Annotated in this window: 17 protein-coding genes; 12 read left to right on the top strand and 5 right to left on the bottom strand. The window is 72.5% G+C overall.

Annotation, left to right across the window (positions count from 1 at the left end):
* Positions 1 to 24: 24 nt before the first annotated feature.
* From BJ993_RS02040 to BJ993_RS02030, 3 genes are read left to right on the top strand one after another with little or no spacing between them, the layout of a single operon-like run.
* Positions 25 to 399, top strand: coding sequence for a hypothetical protein (locus BJ993_RS02040; protein WP_257026788.1), 375 nt, complete (start codon positions 25 to 27; stop codon positions 397 to 399).
* A 46-nt stretch (positions 400 to 445) separates the two neighbouring features.
* Complete coding sequence (gene rlmN / locus BJ993_RS02035; RefSeq protein ID WP_179647552.1) at positions 446 to 1,585, top strand: dual-specificity RNA methyltransferase RlmN; 1,140 nt, start codon at positions 446 to 448, stop codon at positions 1,583 to 1,585.
* The gene (locus BJ993_RS02030) at positions 1,582 to 2,394 is read left to right on the top strand and encodes a GNAT family N-acetyltransferase (RefSeq protein WP_179647551.1); all 813 of its coding nucleotides are present in this window, start codon (positions 1,582 to 1,584) and stop codon (positions 2,392 to 2,394) included. Before rlmN ends, BJ993_RS02030 begins: the two co-directional genes overlap by 4 nt.
* Before the next feature lie 62 nt (positions 2,395 to 2,456).
* On the opposite strand, the gene BJ993_RS02025 is transcribed toward BJ993_RS02030, so the two are convergent.
* Complete coding sequence (locus BJ993_RS02025) at positions 2,457 to 4,169, bottom strand: TIGR03767 family metallophosphoesterase (RefSeq protein WP_179647550.1); 1,713 nt, start codon at positions 4,167 to 4,169, stop codon at positions 2,457 to 2,459.
* A gap of 131 nt (positions 4,170 to 4,300) precedes the next feature.
* On the opposite strand from BJ993_RS02025, the gene BJ993_RS02020 reads away from it, so the two are divergent.
* A complete protein-coding gene (locus BJ993_RS02020; RefSeq protein WP_179647549.1) occupies positions 4,301 to 5,458 on the top strand; it encodes a glycosyltransferase family 4 protein in 1,158 nt (385 codons plus the stop codon).
* 10 nt (positions 5,459 to 5,468) lie between these two features.
* Here the strand turns inward: BJ993_RS02020 and BJ993_RS02015 are convergent, their stop codons facing one another.
* Positions 5,469 to 6,404, bottom strand: coding sequence for an LOG family protein (locus tag BJ993_RS02015; RefSeq protein ID WP_308645448.1), 936 nt, complete (start codon positions 6,402 to 6,404; stop codon positions 5,469 to 5,471).
* A 195-nt stretch (positions 6,405 to 6,599) separates the two neighbouring features.
* Here BJ993_RS02015 and BJ993_RS02010 point away from each other — a divergent pair, with 195 nt between their 5' ends.
* Entirely contained in the window at positions 6,600 to 7,886 is a 1,287-nt protein-coding gene (locus BJ993_RS02010; RefSeq protein WP_179647548.1) for an O-acetylhomoserine aminocarboxypropyltransferase/cysteine synthase family protein, read from the top strand.
* A gap of 17 nt (positions 7,887 to 7,903) precedes the next feature.
* Positions 7,904 to 8,995 carry a homoserine O-acetyltransferase MetX gene (gene metX / locus BJ993_RS02005; protein WP_179647547.1) on the top strand — a complete coding sequence of 364 codons (1,092 nt, stop codon included), beginning with the start codon at positions 7,904 to 7,906 and terminating at the stop codon, positions 8,993 to 8,995.
* Positions 8,996 to 9,010: 15 nt separating this feature from the next.
* On the opposite strand, the gene BJ993_RS02000 is transcribed toward metX, so the two are convergent.
* Positions 9,011 to 9,895, bottom strand: a complete 885-nt coding sequence (locus tag BJ993_RS02000; RefSeq protein ID WP_179647546.1) for a serine protein kinase RIO — start codon at positions 9,893 to 9,895, stop codon at positions 9,011 to 9,013.
* A gap of 191 nt (positions 9,896 to 10,086) precedes the next feature.
* On the opposite strand from BJ993_RS02000, the gene BJ993_RS01995 reads away from it, so the two are divergent.
* The 5 genes from BJ993_RS01995 (at position 10,087) to BJ993_RS01975 (ending at position 14,110) form a co-directional block, all read left to right on the top strand.
* Entirely contained in the window at positions 10,087 to 11,508 is a 1,422-nt protein-coding gene (locus BJ993_RS01995) for a M1 family metallopeptidase (protein WP_179647545.1), read from the top strand.
* Between the two features lie 97 nt (positions 11,509 to 11,605).
* On the top strand, positions 11,606 to 11,776 hold the full coding sequence (locus BJ993_RS01990; RefSeq protein WP_179647544.1) for a hypothetical protein: 171 nt from the start codon (positions 11,606 to 11,608) through the stop codon (positions 11,774 to 11,776).
* A gap of 13 nt (positions 11,777 to 11,789) precedes the next feature.
* A complete protein-coding gene (locus tag BJ993_RS01985) occupies positions 11,790 to 12,326 on the top strand; it encodes a PH domain-containing protein (protein ID WP_179647543.1) in 537 nt (178 codons plus the stop codon).
* A 25-nt stretch (positions 12,327 to 12,351) separates the two neighbouring features.
* Positions 12,352 to 13,311, top strand: a complete 960-nt coding sequence (locus tag BJ993_RS01980; RefSeq protein ID WP_179647542.1) for a co-chaperone YbbN — start codon at positions 12,352 to 12,354, stop codon at positions 13,309 to 13,311.
* A 13-nt stretch (positions 13,312 to 13,324) separates the two neighbouring features.
* Positions 13,325 to 14,110, top strand: coding sequence for an EI24 domain-containing protein (locus BJ993_RS01975; RefSeq protein WP_179647541.1), 786 nt, complete (start codon positions 13,325 to 13,327; stop codon positions 14,108 to 14,110).
* 61 nt (positions 14,111 to 14,171) lie between these two features.
* Here BJ993_RS01975 and BJ993_RS01970 read toward each other — a convergent pair whose 3' ends face one another.
* Positions 14,172 to 15,068: a LysR family transcriptional regulator gene (locus BJ993_RS01970; RefSeq protein ID WP_179647540.1), complete on the bottom strand. Its 897-nt coding sequence runs from the start codon at positions 15,066 to 15,068 to the stop codon at positions 14,172 to 14,174.
* 72 nt (positions 15,069 to 15,140) lie between these two features.
* Between BJ993_RS01970 and BJ993_RS01965 the strand changes: the two genes are divergently transcribed.
* Positions 15,141 to 16,076: an EamA family transporter gene (locus BJ993_RS01965; protein WP_179647539.1), complete on the top strand. Its 936-nt coding sequence runs from the start codon at positions 15,141 to 15,143 to the stop codon at positions 16,074 to 16,076.
* Here the strand turns inward: BJ993_RS01965 and BJ993_RS01960 are convergent.
* Positions 16,000 to 16,776, bottom strand: a complete 777-nt coding sequence (locus BJ993_RS01960; RefSeq protein WP_036546664.1) for an NUDIX domain-containing protein — start codon at positions 16,774 to 16,776, stop codon at positions 16,000 to 16,002. The genes BJ993_RS01965 and BJ993_RS01960 overlap by 77 nt on opposite strands.

Raw genomic sequence — 16,776 nt, 5'->3', positions numbered from 1 at the left:
CCCGTTGGCTACGATCGGCCGGACATGAACCAGGGATTCGAGGACCGCGCGCTGGCGGACGAGACGGACGACGCGGCCGAGCGGTCGCGGCGGCCCGACTGGTTCCACCGCGGGCACCCGGTGTTCTTCCCGCTGGCCGGCTTCTTCACGGGCATGGCGTCGATCATCGTCGTCCCCGGCCTGTACGCCGCGGTGGTCAAGAGCATCGCGGGCTACGAGCGGGCCGAGGAGCTCTTCCCGTTCGTGCTCCTGCTGCTCGTCGTACCGATCGCGATGCTGGTGCCGCACCACACCCGCCGCTTCGCGAAGTACATGCTGCTCGGCATGGTCGCGACGATCCTCGTGGTCGGCGGCGTCGCCGCGGCCGTGCTCTGGTTCCTGCTCAAGAAGGACGCCTGAGCGCACGATTGGGTACGCCGCCGGGTCGGTGGGACAATCGACGGTGATGTCCGAGCAGCCCGCGACCCCGCCGAAGTCGCTTCCCCTCGTCCTCGCGGAGCCGCGTGGGCGCAAGAAGCCTCCCCGGCACCTCGCGGACCTGACCGACACCGAGCGCAAGGACCTGCTCGTCGAGATGGGCCTGCCGGGCTTCCGCGCCAAGCAGCTCTCGACGCACTACTTCGGCCGGCTGGTCCACGACCCCGCCGAGATGACCGACCTGCCCGCCGCCCAGCGCGACGAGCTGGTGGGTGCCCTGCTGCCCGACCTGATGGACCCGATCCGGCAGCAGAGCGCCGACAAGGGCAAGACCGTCAAGACGCTGTGGAAGCTCTTCGATGGCTCGCTCGTCGAGTCGGTGCTGATGCGCTACAAGGACCGCGCCACCATCTGCATCTCCAGCCAGGCCGGCTGCGGCATGGCCTGCCCGTTCTGCGCGACCGGCCAGGGCGGCCTGCAGCGCAACATGTCGACGGCCGAGATCGTGCACCAGGTCGTCGTCGGCGCGCGGGCGATGGCCAACGGCGACGTCGCCGGCGGCCCCGGTCGCCTGTCCAACGTGGTGTTCATGGGCATGGGTGAGCCGCTCGCCAATTACAAGGCCACCGTCGGCGCCGTACGCCGCCTCACGGACCCGGCTCCGTCCGGGCTGGGCCTGTCGGCCCGCCACGTCACGGTCTCCACCGTCGGCCTGGTCCCGCGCATCCGACAGCTGGCCGACGAGGGCGTCCCCGTCACGCTGGCCCTGTCGCTGCACGCCCCCGACGACGAGCTGCGCAACGACCTGGTGCCGATCAACACCCGCTTCTCCGTGGCCGAGACCGTGGATGCGGCGTACGAGTACTTCGCGAAGACCGGACGGCGCGTCTCGATCGAGTACGCCCTGATGCGCGACATCAACGACCAGGGCTGGCGCGCCGACCTGCTCGCCGACGTGCTCGCGGCCGACGGTCGCGGCACCAGCTGGGTCCACGTCAACCCGATCCCGCTCAACGAGGTCCCCGGCTCGCAGTTCACCCGCTCGCGCGAGGAGGACATGGACGAGTTCGTCCGTCGCCTCGAGGCCAAGGGGATCGCGGCGACGATGCGGGACACGCGGGGCAGCGAGATCGACGCCGCCTGCGGACAGCTGGCCGCCGCGGAGTGATCCCGCCGTCTCGGGAGCGGGTGCACGCGGCGAGCGCGGCGTGGGTCTTCGTCCCCGCCGGCGCGCCGCGGGCCGAGGCCGACGAGTACCTCCTCGTCCGCCACCCCGACTGGACCGAGCGACCGGTGCAGGTGGTCCGGACGCATGCCGGCCGGCCGATGGCCGAGGTCGTCGACGAGGTCCTCGAGCGAGCCCGCCCGATGGTGGACCCGGCCGTGCCGTCGTCGGCGGACGTGGCCTGGTGGGTCCGCCTGGACGCCCCGGACGGGCTGGAGGAGGCCCTGGTCGCCCACGGCGCCCGGCCGGACGAGACCGTGGACGTGCTGGCCCGGACGATCGCGGACGCGGCGGACGACGAGCCGCAGCTGCACCCGGCCGGGGACGTCGAGCTGCGCTGGAGCGACGACCTCGCGGTCTTCGCCGACGCGGTCCGCCTCGCCGCGGACGTCTTCGGCGGCGTGGCCACCGACCGCACGGCGCTCAAGGCGACCTTCCCCGGAGAGGCGGCGAAGGTCCGCGGCGGCGGTGGGGGAGCGGTCGTCGCCTACCTCGACGGTCGCCCGGTCGGCTCGGGCGGGGTGACGCTCGCCGGCCCGGACGCGCGGCTGTGGGGCGGCGTCGTCCTGCCCGAGGCGCGTGGGCGCGGCGTCTACCGGGCCGTGCTCGCCGCCCGGCTCGCCTACGCGCGGGAGGTGGGAGCCGACCTCGCGATCGTCAAGGGCCGGGTGGAGACGTCCGGACCGATCCTGCGCCGGGCGGGCTTCGCCGCGTTCGGGCAGGAGCGGTCCTGGCTGCTCCCGATCGGCTGAGCGGGAGGTCGGGGCGCGGGGTCTCGTGACGGTCGCTGCGCGACCTCCTCGACCACCGGGGCTCAGGCCAGCGGGTTGCCGACCAGCAGCTCGACGTTGCGGTCCTCCGGCGCGCCGGAGCCGTCCAGGTGCTCGTGCCAGTCGTTGGCCGCCAGCTCACGGGCGAGACCGGCGAGCTGGACGGCGTTCGCCGTACCCGCCCCGGCCGACGGCGGGCCGGCGTGGTCCACCATCGTCGTGAAGATCGACAGGGTGCCGTCGGCGTTGTCGGCGACCTCGATGATCCGTGCCTGCTGGGGCCAGTCGATGTGCGAGGCCGTGGTGATCTCCCACAGGCCGCCGCCCGCGGGGCGGGGGCGCGGGGTGATCTTGTTGCGGTGGGTGTGGCCGTTGATCCAGGCGATGACCTGCGGTCGCGCCAGGAGCGCGTCGAGCACGGCGCCGCCGGTGACCCGCGCCTCCAGGCTGCCGCCGGTCGCGATGAGCGGGTTGCCCATCGTGTCGGAGGTGTGGTGGCTGAAGACGAGCACGATCTTGTCGGCGGACTGGTCCAGGAGCGCCTCGAGCCAGGCGAACTGCGTCTTGTCGAGCGACCCGTCGGCGTACCCGTTGGGGTTGACCGTGTCCATGACGACGAAGCGGAAGGCGCCGTTGTCGAAGTGGTAGTACGCCGTGCCGGCCTGGCGGTTGGCGGCAGTGAAGCCGTGGCCGAAGGGTGCGCCGCCCATCGCGAAGTGCTGCTCGACGACCTGCTTGCGGGTGAGCAGGCGGCGGTTCAGGTCGGGCTGGACGGTGCGGACGACGGTGTTCAGCGCCCCGCCGAGCAGGTTGGTCAGCAGCGCGGCCGGGTCGGTCATCAGGTCGTCGAAGAGCTGCGCCGGGTTGAGGCCGAGCGGCGGGGAGACGATCTTGAGGGTGCCCAGCGCCAGCAGGTTGAGCTGGAGGGTGCTCGTGGGGAAGTTGCCCTGGACGAGGCCGTCGTGGTTGCCGAAGACGGAGTACCACGGCATGTTCAGGCCCTCGGCGTTGAACGGCCGGCGGGCGGCGTCGAGCAGACCCGGTACGACGGGGAAGCCGTACTCCGCGCGCGGCCGGTCGACGGGCTTGCCGGCCGGCGCCCCGTGCGGGTGCCAGTAGGCGGTGTCGTAGGTGAGCGGCGAGCTGTCGGCGACGCCCTCCCACTTGTTGGGGTTGCCGGAGTCGACCCGCACCGAGCCGCCGTTGAGCACCCCGATGTTCCAGCGGACCTCGTTGAGCTGCGAGTTGTCGGAGTTGTCGCCGGTCTGGATCGCCAGCGCGAGCGGCTTGCCCGTGACCGGGCCGTCGGCGATCTCGTTGATGGCGCGCACCATCGAGTCGGCGACCTGGCCGGTGAGCATCTCGTGCGGTCGGTACGACGACGTGAACAGCCCCGTCGCGGGGAGCGGGCTCGGGTCGTCGAGCCGGTCGGTCCACTCGAGGCGGAGCGGCGACTGCGCGTCGACGATGTGGATGTCGCTCAGCTGGACGAAGGCGATCATGCCCTCGCGGGCACGGCCCGCACCGGCGGGGACGCCCAGGCCGGCACGTACGCCGTGCGCCTCGCCGGCGACCGAGATGACGGGGCGGTAGCCGCCGGCGCCGGGGGTGCCGGTGGTGAACGTCCGCTGGACGGTGCTGCTGCCGGCGGCGTTGGCCGCGGACGAGCGGAGCACCCCGGGCAGGGCGGTGGCGGCGGCGGCGAGGCCTCCGGCGGCGATGGTCTTGCGGATCAGGTCACGGCGAGAGATCTCCACGCTGCCGTAACGAACCTTCTATGAAATGGGTCACGTCCCGATTCGGGGCACCCCAGCCGTTCACGCGGCGGTCGCCGGACACTTCCGGTCAGGTGACGTTCCGTTGTCGCGGCGTCCCTAGCGTCCTTGGCATGACGAAGCCCGGTACGACGCGACTCAGGGTCCTCGTGGTCACCGAGTCCTTCCTCCCGCAGATCAACGGGGTCACCAACTCGGTGCGCCGCGTGCTGGAGCACCTCTCCGCCGAGGGGCACCACGCCCAGCTGGTCGCGCCGACCGGCCCGGACAGCTACGCCGGGTTCCGCGTCAAGCGCGCCCGCGGCGCCAACCTCCCCTTCTACCCCGACTTCCGGCTCGGCCTCGAGACCCGGCGCCGACTGCGCACCGTGATGACGCAGTACCGCCCCGACGTCGTCCACATCGCCTCGCCGGCCACCCTGGGCTACCAGGCGTCCCGTGCCGCCGCCGAGCTCGGCATCCCGACGGTCGCGATCTACCAGACCGACCTCGTGGGCTTCGCCGAGCGCTACGACCTGCCGGGCGGCGCCCGCGCGATGGCCACGCTCACCCGCCGCATCCACCACCACGTGGACCGCACCCTCGCCCCGTCGACCGCCAGCATCGAGCAGCTGCGTGAGCTCGGCGTGCCGGAGGTCCACCGGTGGGGCCGCGGGGTGGACCTGGTCGCCTTCAACCCGCGCCACCGCGACGAGGAGCTGCGCCGGCGGATCTCGCCGGACGGCCGCCTGCTCGTCGGGTACGTCGGCCGGCTGGCCGCCGAGAAGGAGCTCGACCTCCTGACCCACCTCGCCGACGACCCCCGCTACCGCCTCGTCGTGGTCGGCGGTGGCCCGGACGAGCAGCGCCTCAAGGGGCTGCTCGGCGACCGGGCCGCCTTCCTCGGGCTGCTGCACGGCGACGACCTGAGCCGCGCCTACGCCTCCCTCGACGTCTTCGTGCACACCGGTCGCTACGAGACCTTCTGCCAGTCGGCCCAGGAGGCGCTCGCCTCGGCCGTCCCGGTGGTCGCGCCGGCCGCCGGCGGACCCGTCGACGTGGTCGCCCACGGCGCCACCGGGTTGCTCTACCGGCCCGGCGACGGCCGGGACCTCGCCGCCGCCGTGGACCGCCTCGCGTCGGACGCCGGGCTGCGGGCGACGATGGGTGCGACCGCGCTACGGGCGGTCCAGGAGCGGTCCTGGTTCGCGATCAACGAGCAGCTGATGGAGCACTACCGGGCGGTGATCGGTCCGCGCGCGACCAGCCGGACGTCGTACCGCGCTGCGTGACGGGCGGCCCTCAGCCGAAGAGCGCCGCTGCCTCGTCGACGGTGTCGACGAGGTGGACGTGTCCCTCCATGGCGCGGCCGCGCGCGAGCGCCTGCAGGAGCGGCCAGGCGGGGAGGGTCTGCGTCCAGTAGGTCCGTCCGACCAGGACCATCGGCGCCACCGACTCGTCGGTCGCGTAGTAGTTCTCGCACGCGTCCTGGAAGATCTCCTGCACGGTGCCGCCGGCGCCCGGCAGGAAGACGATGCCGGCATCGCAGACCTGCAGCAGGATCGCCTCGCGCAGCGCGTTGCGGAAGTACTTCGCGACCGCCGTGGCGAAGAGGTTCGGCGGCTCGTGGCCGTAGTGCCAGGTCGGCACGCCGAGGGAAGGCCGCGGCGACGGGCTGAGCTCCAGGGCGTCCCGTGCCGCTCGCACCCAGGCGTCGATCGACGGCCGGAACGACGGTACGACGCCCAGCCGGCCCAGCGCGTCGAGCAGTGCCTCCTCGGGCAGCCCGGCCATCCTGCCGCCGAGGTTGGCCGCCTCCATCGCGCCGGGACCCCCACCGGTCGCCACCACGTGGCGAGCACCGAGGAGGCGGCCCAGCCGGGCGGCGTCGGCGTAGGCCGTGGTGCCCCGGTCCGCGGCGTGGCCGCCCATCACCCCGACGAGGTCGCGATCGCGCACCCACGCGGCGAGGGCGGTGTCGATGGCCTGGTCGTGGAGGACCTCGGCGAGCGCCTCGGCCGGTCCGCAGGCGGCGCGTGCCCAGACGTAGGCGCGGGCGTCGAAGCTCGCGGCGTAGTCGTCGCGGTCGTAGAGGTCGGCGGGGGAGTAGAGCGTGCTCCGCGTGATGTCGAGGCCGGCCAGGTGGGCGGCGCCGGCCTCGCCGGCGCGGGAGTGCCACTGCCGGTCGGTGTCGGTGCGGGACTCGACGACGACGGTCCTGCTGCGGGTGCTCCTCACGCGGCCGGACGCTACCCGACGGGTCCTCGCGGGCCGTGGGTCCGCGGGTTGGACGGTTCCTTGAAATGTTTCTTGATTGACTCACTACAGTTAAGCGAGGACGCACCGGGGTCTCGTGACGGTTGCTGCGCAACCTCCTCGACCACCGGGGACGGCCGCGCCACACCGACACCCATCCCCCGCCAGGAGCCCACGATGACCTACCGTCCCGAGACCCTCGCCGTGCACGCCGGCCAGGAGCAGCCCGACCCCGCGACCAACGCGCGGGCGGTGCCGATCTACCAGACGACGTCGTACGTCTTCAACGACACCGAGCACGCCGCCAACCTGTTCGCCCTCGCCGAGCCCGGCAACATCTACACGCGGATCATGAACCCGACGCAGTCGGCGTTCGAGGAGCGGGTCGCCCAGCTCGAGGGCGGTGTGGGCGCCCTCGCGGTGGCGTCGGGCTCGGCCGCGATCACCTACGCCGTGCTCAACCTGACCTACTCCGGTGACAACATCGTCGCGATCTCGACGCTCTACGGCGGCACCTACGCGCTGTTCGCGCACACGCTGCCGCAGTACGGCATCGAGGTCCGCTTCGTCGACCCGGAGAAGCCCGAGGACCTGGCCAAGCACGTCGACGACAGGACGAAGCTGGTGTTCGCCGAGACGATCGGCAACCCGAAGCTCAACGTCGTCGACACCCGTGCCTGGGCCGACGCGGCCCACGCGCAGGGACTCCCGCTGGTGGTCGACAACACCGCCACGACGCCGTACCTCGAGCGGGTCTTCGACCACGGCGCCGACGTCTCGGTCCACTCGGCGACGAAGTACATCGGCGGCCACGGCACCTCGATCGGCGGCATCATCGTCGACTCCGGCAACTTCGACTGGGCCGCCCACGCGGACCGCTTCCCGGGCCTGACCGGGCCGGACACGGCGTACCACGGCGTGGTGTGGACCGAGGCCGTCGGCAACCTCGCCTACATCATCCGGGCGCGGACCGTGCTGCTGCGCAACACCGGCGCCGCGATCGCCCCGCTCAACTCGTTCCTCTTCCTGCAGGGCCTCGAGACGCTCCACCTGCGCGTCGAGCGGCACAGCGAGAACGCGCTGGCCGTCGCGAAGTACCTCCAGGGCCACGAGGCGGTCGCGTGGGTCAACTACCCCGGCCTCGACGGGGACCCCTACAAGGCCGTGGCCGACAAGTTGTTCACCGGCAAGGGGTACGGCGGCCTGGTCTCCTTCGGCCTCAAGAGCGGCCGCGACGGCGGCAAGCGCTTCATCGAGTCGGTCGAGCTGTTCAGCCACCTCGTCAACATCGGCGACGCGAAGTCGCTGGCCGTGCACAACGCCAGCACCACGCACTCGCAGCTGACGCCGGAGGAGCTGGAGGCGGCCGGCGTGCCCGAGGACCTGGTCCGGCTCTCGGTCGGCATCGAGAACGTCGACGACATCATCGCCGACCTCCAGCAGGCCCTGATCGCCGCCAAGTAGGCGCAGGGGCAGCCACCATGACCGACTCCGTCGGGGTCGTCGCGACCCAGCGGGCCGTGCTCACGCAGCGCGGCCCGCTGGTGCTCGCCTCGGGTGCCGCGCTGGTGCACGTCGAGGTCGCCTACGAGACCTACGGCGAGCTGTCGCCGGCCCGCGACAACGCCGTCTTCGTCTGCCACGCGCTGACCGGCGACGCCCACGCCGCCGGCTGGCACGAGGGCGCACGCCGGCCCGGGTGGTGGGACAACCTGATCGGCCCGGGCAAGGCGCTCGACACCGAGCGCTTCTTCGTCGTCTCCGCCAACCTCATCGGCGGCTGCTCCGGCACGACCGGCCCGCAGTCGGTCGACCCGGCCACCGGCCGGCGCTACGGACCGGACTTCCCGGCGCTCGACATGGCCGACTTCGTGACGGCCCACCGCGGCCTGCTCGACCACCTCGGCATCGACCGCCTGCACGCCGCGGTCGGCGGCTCGCTCGGTGGCATGCAGGTCCTCGAGTGGGCGCTGCAGGAGCCGGACCGGATCGACCGCGCGGTGCTGGTCGCCGCGAGCTCGCGGCTCACGCCGGAGAACATCGCCTTCTCCTCGGTGGCCCGTGCCGCCATCCTCGAGGACCCCGACTTCCACGACGGCCGGTACGCCGACCACGGCACCTCGCCACGCCACGGGCTCAAGATCGCCCGGATGATGGCCCACATCACCTACGTGTCCGGGACGTCGCTGGAGGCGAAGTTCGGCCACCGGCGGGCGACCTCGGGCACCGACAAGCGGCTCGGTGCCGACTTCGAGGTCGAGGACTACCTGCAGCACCAGGGGGAGTCCTTCCTGCGCCGGTTCGACGCGCTGTCGTACCTCCACCTGACCCGGCCGATGGACTACTTCGACCCGTTCGGGAGCCACCCGGACGTCGTACCGTCGACGCGCTTCCGGCTGTTGTCCTTCGACTCCGACTGGCGCTTCCCGACGGCCCACTCGCTGCGGATCCGCGACCAGCTGGCCGCGCGCGGGGTGGCCGTGGACCACGCGGAGATCGCGTCTCCGTGGGGCCACGACTCGTTCCTGCTGGAGCCGCCGGGCTACCACGACCTGGTGCGCGGCTTCCTCTGAGCGACCCGGCCTTCCTCAGAAGGCGTGGGCCACCAGCTCGCCGAACAGCTCCTGCGGATCGACCTCCAGCCCGCGCCGCGTGAACCACGAGCAGACGTTCGTGCAGTCGCGCAGCAGGAAGTCGAAGCCCTGGGCGTTGCCGACCAGGTCGACGAGCTGGGGCAGGTCGATGATGACGAGCCGCTCGCCGGCCGCGAGGATGTTGTACGGCGACAGGTCGCCGTGCACGAGACCGGCCTGCACCAGCGTCGCCATCGCGTCCCGCAGCTGGTCGAGGTACGACGCCAGCAGCGCGGGCTCCGGCCGGGTCTGGGCGAGCCGGGGCGCGGTCTCGCCGTCGACCGAGATCCACTCCATCAGGATCTCGGTGCCGTCGACCTGCACGGGGTAGGGGACCGGCAGGCCGAGCTCCCAGCAGCGCTTGAGCGCGTTCCACTCCGACACCGCCCACTCGCCGGCGGCGACCTCGCGGCCGAACGTGCTCTTGCGCTTGATGGCGCGCTCGTCGCGGGAGCGCTTCATGCTGCGGCCCTCGGTGTAGCTCGCCGAGCGGTGGAAGGTGCGGTGGTCGGGCGCGCGGTAGCGCTTGGCCGCCATCACCACGGACTGCGCCGGGTCGTGCGGGTCGGTGCGGTCCAGCAGGAAGACGTCGGCCTCCTTGCCGGTCTTCAGGATGCCGAGCTCGGTGTCGATCGCGCCCTGCGAGGTGACCACCCAGTCGGGGCGGGGCTCGGGGCCGCGGGACAGCGGCTCGACGGAGAGCCAGGTCGACCATCGCTGGCCGGGCTCGACCTCGTCGTAGGACTGGTAGTCGAAGACGAAGCGGGGATCGATGCCGGGGTCGATGCGGGGGGCGATGCGGGGTGCATCGAGATCAGGGGAGAGGTTCTCCTGGAACAAGACGGGTGCTCCTGTGGGTCGAAAGGGTTCGGTCTGAAGGCAGGCCGAGGACAGTCATGGACATGTCACGCTCCTCTCGACGGGTCCGCGGGAACGCGCGGACGGACGCACCCGATGGTGACCGACATCCGTTCGCCGGGGCAACCGAATTAGCTCGCCCCTCCGACGGCTGCGGGACGTAGGGTGGCCCGATGCGCATGCGGACCGTTCTCGTGGTGTTCCTCCTGCTGCTCGTCCCGGGTCTGTCCGGCGCGGGCGCTGCCACCCTCACGGCCGGGCCGGGCTCGCCCGTCGGTCCCGACCCCTACTGGAAGTACGACGGCAACGGCGGCACGGACGCCCTGCGCTACAACATCCAGGTCTCCTACGACTTCGGCTCCCGCACCCTGCGCGGCCGCACCGTCGTGACGATGCGCGCGAAGCAGGACCTGACCAGCTTCACCCTCGACCTGCTGCTGCCGGTCTCGGCGGTCAAGGTCGACGGCCGCACCGCCCGGTTCGCCAAGCCGCTCAACCACGAGCTGAAGGTGGTGCCGCCGGCGACGATCGCGAGCGGCGACATCTTCCGGGTGGACGTGACCTACGCCGGGAAGCCCGACGCCTACACCTACGGCGGGGAGCGGAACTGGCTGGCCGACCGCAACGAGGTCGTCGCGATGAACCAGCCGCACATGGCGCCGTGGTGGTTCCCGTCCAACGACCACCCCACCGACAAGGCGGTCTTCGACGTCCGGGTGAGCGTCCCGCGCGCCAAGCGGGTCGTCAGCAACGGCTCGCTCGTCAGCCGCACGGTGAGCGGCACCCGCGCCACGACCCACTGGCGGACGGTCGACCCGATGGTGACCTATCTCGCCTTCTTCGCCGCCGGTGGCTACGACGTCGCGAGCGGCCGTACCGGCAAGGGCATCCCGTACTACTACGCGGTCTCGCAACAGCTCTCGTCCGGCGACCGCACCCGCGCGATGAGGCAGCTGCGGCAGAGCGGGCCGGTCACCGACTGGCTGCAGGGCTGGCTCGGCACCTACCCGTTCACGTCCACCGGCGGCCTGGTGACCGGTCTCGACGTCGGCTTCGCGCTCGAGAACCAGACCCGGCCGACGTACGGCGCCTGGATCTATCCCAGCGTGGTCGTGCACGAGCTCGCGCACCAGTGGTTCGGCGACAGCGTCGCCGTCCACCGCTGGAAGGACATCTGGATCAACGAGGGCTTCGCGACCTTCTCCGAGGTCGCGTACGCCGCCGCGCACGGCGGGCCGTCGGTGGCGTCGTGGCTCAACGCGGCCTACCAGGACCGCTGCCACGAGTCCGGGTCGTCGTTCTGGACCCTCGACCTCACCGCCCCCGGAGCGGCGAACATCTTCGACGAGGCGGTCTACGACCGCGGCGCGATGGTCCTCGCGGCCCTGCAGAACCGGATCGGCGCGACGGCCCTGCGCGACCTGCTCCGCACCTGGGTGGCGCAGCACCACGACGGCAACGCGAGCGTGGCCCAGTTCGAGGCGCTGGCGGCCAGCGAGACGGGGGAGGACCTGGACGGGTTCTTCGACGCGTGGCTGCGCGACGGCACCGTTCCCTCCGGGGCCGGCAACGGGCTGCTGCACGCCTGCTCGTAGCGTGCAGCGCGCCTCCCACGGCACCGGTGGGGCTTTTGGTACCAATGTGTCGAACTGTGCCCCGTAGCACGCCGGACCAGGATGGAGACGCCCGCCGATGGACGCCAAGAAGGTGATCGCCCTCGTGGTGATCGTGTTCCTCGGGTTCTGGATGTTCACGGACCCCAACGGCCTGGCCGACACCTCCAAGAGCGCCGCCAGCAACGGCTGGGACCTGACGACCGATGCGTTCAACGGCGTCATCGACTTCGTCGGCGCGATGGACTGATCCGAGAGCCACCATGAGCTTCGTCGCGGGCGTCGTCCTGCGACTCGGCGACCCGAAGATCGGCAAGCACCTCCTGCGTGACGAGGGCGAGGTCGTGGTCGACGAGGTCACGCACCACTGGTTCGCCTACCTGCGACCGGGCGCCGAGGCCGTGCTGGCCACCCTGCTGCTGGTCGCGAGCTGGTTCGTCGCCGTCGAGGTCGCCTGGTTCTTCATCATCGTGGCGGTGGGGCTGCTCGGCCACGCCGCGTGGGGCGGCCTCGCGGTGCTGCGCGACCGGTTCGTGATCACCAACATGCGGGTGTTCCGCGTCCACGGCGTGCTGTCGCAGAGCCTGGCGACCATGCCGCTCAGCCGGATCCTCGACATCTCGGTCAAGAAGCCGCTGCACGGACGGATCCTCGGCTTCGGCCACTTCTGCTTCGAGTCCGCCGCCCAGGAGCAGGGCCTGCGCGACATCCGGTACGTCGGCCGGCCCGACGACCGCGACCTGGCGATCCAGCGCGTGGTCCAGCGAGCGGGCCTGCGCGGACCCCGAGTCCCGAACTGACCACCGTTCCGTAGGATTTGCTGCCATGACGCAGCAGCCGTTCTCCCGTCCCGGAGCCATCGACCTCTCGGCGCTGAAGCGGCCCGCCGGAGCCGCGCCCGCCGGAGCGCCGACAGGTGGCGCGAGCAGCGCTCCCGCAGGCGGCTCGGCGTACTCGGTGGCGATCGACGAGGCCAACTTCCAGACTGTGCTCGAGGCGTCGATGACGGCGCCGGTGGTGCTCGTCTTCCACTCGCCCTCGCAGTCGCCCGAGAGCGAGCAGCTGGCCCGCGACGTGGCCACCGTCGCCGACGAGTACGACGGCCGCTTCCTCGCCGCGACCATCGACGTCGACGCGGTGCCCCAGATCGCGCAGGCGATGCAGATCCCGCAGGTGCCGCTGATGCTGGTCATCCTCGACGGCCGCCCGGCGACCCAGCCGATCCCGGGCGCCGCCCCGATCGACGACATCCGCGCGCTCTTCAACCAGTTCGCCCAGCAGCTGACCGCCCAGGGCATCGCCGGGCGCCACCAGCCCAACGCCTTCGGCGGCGCCGCTGCCGGCGAGGTGGGCGAGGACGGCGAGCCCGAGCTCGACCCGCGATACGCGCCCGCGCAGGAGGCCCTCGCCGCGGGCGACATCGACGCCGCGGTGGCCGAGTACCAGAAGCTCGCCGACGCCAACCCCGCCGACCACGAGGCCGCGGCCGGCCTGGCGATGGCCAAGGTGCTCCAGCGCACTCAGGGCGCCGACCTCAACGCGGCGCGGGCGGCCGCCGCCGCCAACCCCGACGACGTCGACGCGCAGACCCTGGTCGCCGACCTCGACATGCTCGGCGGCCACGTCGAGGACGCCTTCGCGCGGCTGGTCGAGCTCGTTCGTCGTACCGCCGGCAAGGACCGCGACCGCGCCCGCGAGCACCTGCTCGGCCTGTTCGGCGCCGTCGGCAACGACGACCCGCGGGTGCTCAAGGGCCGCCAGGCCCTCGCGTCTGCCCTCTTCTGAAGTCGGACGCCTGATGTCGGTCACGCCCGCGAGCCGGGCGATGGGAGTCCGGCAGGGCGCCGGCTTCCTCGCGCAGGGCATGCGCCTGTGGAAGCACCGGCCGCGGCTGATGCTGCTCGGGATCATCCCGGCGCTGATCAGCGCCGCGCTCATCGTGACGCTGTTCGTCGTGCTCGTGATGTACGCCGACGACGTCATCGACTGGGCCACGCCCTTCGCCGACGACTGGTACGACGCCCTCCGCACCACCTTCCGCGCGGTGCTCTTCGTGCTGGTGCTGGCGGGCGCGGCGATGCTCTCGATCATCACCTTCACCGGCCTGACCCTCGCGGTCGGCGACCCCTTCTACGAGAAGATCTGGAAGGAGGTCGAGATCTCCCTCGGCGGCGACGTGCCCGAGCAGGGCGTCGGCTGGCTGCGCGGGATCCTCGACGGCGTCCAGCTCGTGCTGATGGGCATCGGCACCGCGATCCTCGTCTTCGTCATCGGGCTGCTCCCGCTGGTCGGCGCGATCGCCGGCTTCTGCATCGGCCTCGTCCTGGCCGGGCGCCTGCTCGCCGGCGAGCTGGTGTCGCGCCCGCTCGAGGCCCGCGGCATGGACCGCGCGCAGCGCCGCGAGCTGATGGCCGAGCACCGCCGGGCGATGCTCGGCTTCGGGGTCTGCGTGCAGGCGTGCTTCCTGATCCCCCTCGGCGGCATCGCGGTGATGCCGGGCGCCGTCGCGGGCGCGACCTACTTCGCCCGCGAGGCCCTGGACCGGCGACCGGGCGCGGACGTGCCCGCCCGCGAAATTGATTGACGTCAATCAATTTCCCGGGCGGGGCCTCTGAGCACCGGTTCGATTGCGGCGCGATCGACCGTCAGCCGCCCACTCCCGCGAACGCAGCCAGCACCGCCTGCACGGCGGGGGAGTCGGCCATCGTGCGCCGGTGCAGGGCGTCGACGAGCCGGATCGGCTCCGGGTCCTCCACCCGTACGGCGACCAGCTCCTCGCCCAGTGGCGCGCGCCCCATCCGCGGGATCAGCGCGACGCCGAGGCCGGCGCGGACGAGGGCGAGGTGCGACTCGAACTCCCCGGAGACGTGGGCGATGCGGGGCGGGCGGCCGGTGCCGTCGTACATGCGGGAGAGCCACTGGCGACAGATCGTGCCCTCGGGGGTGGCGATCCAGCCGACGTCGACGAGGTCGTGCGGCGTCACCCGCGCACACCGGGCCAGCGGGTCGTCGCGGTGCACGACGAGGTCGGCGAGGTCCGTGGCGACCGGCGTGCTGACGACGTGGTCCGGCACCGCGAGCGGTACGCCGCCCCAGCGGTGGACGATCCCGAGCTCGGCCTGGCCCGAGGCGACGAGGTCCACGACGTCCCACGGCTCGCGCTCGTCCAGGGTGAGGGTGAGGTCGGGGTGGGCGTCGCGCAGGGAGCGGGCGATCGGGGCGATCAGCCCGCGCATGGCGGTGGAGAAGGCGGCGAGCCGGACCCGGCCGGCGACCACGCCGGCCCGCTGCTGCAGCCCCGCCTCGAGCTGCTCGAGATCGGCCAGGACCTGCTCGCCGGCGTCGACGAGGTGCTGGCCGTGGCTGGTGAGCATCACCCCGCGGCCGACCCGCTCGAGCAGGGGGACGCCGGTCTGCCGCTCGAGGCGCTTGACCTGCTGGGAGATCGCGCTTGGGGTGAAGCCGGTCGCCGCCGCGGCGGCGACGACCGATCCGTGGGTGGCGACGGCGCGCAGGCCGGCGAGGGCGTCCAGGTCAATCATGCAGCAACGCTACATGAAGTTGCGCAGATCTATTCGCTGGTGCTTCATGGTTCCGGCGGCGACGATGGACGGGTGACCCGCAAGGACCAGGCCCTCGCCGCCCTCGTCGCCGTGATCTGGGGCTTCAACTTCGTCGTGATCGACTGGGGGATGGGCGACGTGCCGCCGCTCCTGTTCCTCGCCGCGCGCTTCCTCGCCGTGGTCGTGCCGGCGGTCTTCCTGCTCCCGCGTCCGCCCGTCCCGTGGCGCACCGTGGCGGCGGTGGGCGTCTTCATGTCGCTGGGCCAGTTCGGGTTCCTCTACGTCGCGATGGACGCCGGCATGCCGCCGGGGCTCGCGGGCCTGGTCCTCCAGGCGCAGGTCGTGCTGACCATCGCGCTCGCCGCGGTGGTGCTGCGCGAGCGGCCGACGCGGCCGCAGGTCGCCGGCGTCCTCCTCGGCGCCGTCGGGCTGGTCGTCGTCGGCCTCGGCCGCGGCGGGCACGTCCCGGCGATCGCCCTCCTGCTGTGCCTGTCGGCGGCGCTGATGTGGGCGATCGGCAACGTCGTGTCCCGTGCCTCCGGAGCGACCGGCGGCCTCTCGCTCACGGTCTGGTCGGCGCTCGTCGTCCCGGTCCCGCTGGTGCTGCTCTCGCTCGTCGTCGACGGCCCGAGCGCGGTCGCGGACGGCGTCGCCGCGTTCGGGTGGCGGGCCGGCCTGTCCACCGTCTACACCGCCGGGCTCGCCTCGCTGGTCGGCTACGGCCTCTTCAACGGGCTGCTGTCGCGCAACCCGTCGTCGGCCGTGGTGCCGTGGATCCTGCTCGTCCCGCCGGTCGCGATCGGGTCGGCGTGGGCGCTGCTCGACGAGGTCCCGTCGACCGGCGAGCTGGCCGGTGGCGCGCTGCTGGTGCTCGGCGTGCTGGTCGCCCAGGCCCGCTGGTCCGGTCGGCTCAGCGGCCGGACTCGGTATAGCCGGGACCCTCGCCCGCGAGACTCGCCAGAGCAGCTCGCACCCGCCGGGCGGTGAAGTCCGCGGCCCGCTCGTCGACCTCGTCGAGGGTGAGGAAGGCCGCGCTGCGGATCTCGCGGGCCTGCGGCACGACCTGCTCGACGATCGACGCGGGGTGCGCGCCGCCGTCGAACACGAGGCAGAGCGCGTCGTCCCAGCCGCCCCACGGCGGCAGCCAGTCGGTCAGCAGCAGCCGGCCGGCGGGGATCTCGAGGGCGAGCTCCTCCTCGACCTCGCGAGCGACGGCGACGTGCGGCGACTCACCGACCTCGACCACGCCTCCGGGCAGGTCCCAGTCGGTCTTGTAGGTCAGGTTGCACATCAGCACCCGTGCCGCGGGGCCGTCGGCGTCGCGGACCAGCATCTGCGCGATCCCGCGCTTGCGGGGCAGGAACGAGTTGAGCAGCGCGCGGAAGCCGCCCGGCTCGTGCACCGGGACGTCGTCGACCAGGCGCGCGTAGACGACCACGTCGCCCGCGCGCCCGCGCTGGACGCCCTCGCGGCGCAGGCCGGACCAGGTCGCGATCCGCTGGGCCTCGGCATCGTCGATCGCGACCTTGACCTCGACCCGGTCGTGGTCGGTCAGCGCCTCGGCCACCTGGCGTCGTACGACGTCGACGGCGGCCTGCCAGCCGCGCTCGGTGAGGTCGGAGGTCCAGGTCAGCCGGGCGATGCCGTCGTCGACGGTCGCGTGGCTGATCTCCGGCTGCTCCGACAC

Source organism: Nocardioides aromaticivorans (assembly GCF_013408525.1).
In the GTDB taxonomy this organism is placed as follows: Bacteria; Actinomycetota; Actinomycetes; order Propionibacteriales; family Nocardioidaceae; genus Nocardioides; species Nocardioides aromaticivorans.
This window is presented reverse-complemented; position numbering and strand designations above follow the sequence as displayed.

Bases quoted from the DNA above. Each gene is read 5' to 3' on its own strand.
- BJ993_RS01970 (WP_179647540.1), bottom strand. From the start codon at position 15,068: ATGATTGACCTGGACGCCCTCGCCGGCCTGCGCGCCGTCGCCACCCAC.
- BJ993_RS02020 (WP_179647549.1), top strand. From the start codon at position 4,301: ATGACGAAGCCCGGTACGACGCGACTCAGGGTCCTCGTGGTCACCGAG.
- BJ993_RS02040 (WP_257026788.1), top strand. From the start codon at position 25: ATGAACCAGGGATTCGAGGACCGCGCGCTGGCGGACGAGACGGACGAC.
- BJ993_RS01975 (WP_179647541.1), top strand. From the start codon at position 13,325: ATGTCGGTCACGCCCGCGAGCCGGGCGATGGGAGTCCGGCAGGGCGCC.
- BJ993_RS01995 (WP_179647545.1), top strand. From the start codon at position 10,087: ATGCGCATGCGGACCGTTCTCGTGGTGTTCCTCCTGCTGCTCGTCCCG.
- BJ993_RS01985 (WP_179647543.1), top strand. From the start codon at position 11,790: ATGAGCTTCGTCGCGGGCGTCGTCCTGCGACTCGGCGACCCGAAGATC.
- BJ993_RS01990 (WP_179647544.1), top strand. From the start codon at position 11,606: ATGGACGCCAAGAAGGTGATCGCCCTCGTGGTGATCGTGTTCCTCGGG.
- BJ993_RS02010 (WP_179647548.1), top strand. From the start codon at position 6,600: ATGACCTACCGTCCCGAGACCCTCGCCGTGCACGCCGGCCAGGAGCAG.
- rlmN (WP_179647552.1), top strand. From the start codon at position 446: ATGTCCGAGCAGCCCGCGACCCCGCCGAAGTCGCTTCCCCTCGTCCTC.
- BJ993_RS01980 (WP_179647542.1), top strand. From the start codon at position 12,352: ATGACGCAGCAGCCGTTCTCCCGTCCCGGAGCCATCGACCTCTCGGCG.
- metX (WP_179647547.1), top strand. From the start codon at position 7,904: ATGACCGACTCCGTCGGGGTCGTCGCGACCCAGCGGGCCGTGCTCACG.